General features: G+C 49.5%; 1 protein-coding gene. It reads right to left on the reverse strand.

All coding sequences use genetic code 11. The features are described 5' to 3' along the window. Positions 1–505, reverse strand: a 505-nt coding sequence (locus R8O10_RS27775; protein WP_318192301.1) for an ATP-binding protein, incomplete at both ends; no start/stop codon positions are given.

The following is a 505-nucleotide window of genomic DNA, read 5'->3' on the forward strand; positions in this document are numbered from 1 at the left end:
TTGGTCGGCAAGCGCTAATTCGGTGCTCGGTGTACCCATGATGACACTTGGCGCCATGCGTTTCGCTTGCTCAATCCAAGCAGCGACTGATTGCTCGTCATAAGTTTGGTTAGCTGCCAAGTTCAGCAATACGTAATCGTAGTGCTCTTCGTTCTCTGGTAAGGAAGAACGATAGGTCACGAGAATACCTTCTTGACTCAAGATCTGCTGAGTCACCGATGCCGCTTGCATGTTTGGTTCTACCAACAGCAACTGTTTGCCCGTTAGTAGCTCGACTTCAATCAGATCGCTCATTGGCATTTCTGTCGAGTTGAGGCGAAGCGTAAACCAGAATGTCGAACCTTGGTGAAGACGACTGGTCAAACTGATTTCGCCGCCCATCTGACTTACCAGTTTCTGGGTGATGACTAAGCCAAGACCCGTACCACCATATCGACGAGATATGCTGGCATCCGCTTGGCTGAATGCTTGGAATAACTGCGCTTGTTGACGCTCTGAAATACCG

Source organism: Vibrio sp. 1727, assembly GCF_033344415.1.
GTDB lineage: Bacteria > Pseudomonadota > Gammaproteobacteria > Enterobacterales > Vibrionaceae > Vibrio > Vibrio alginolyticus.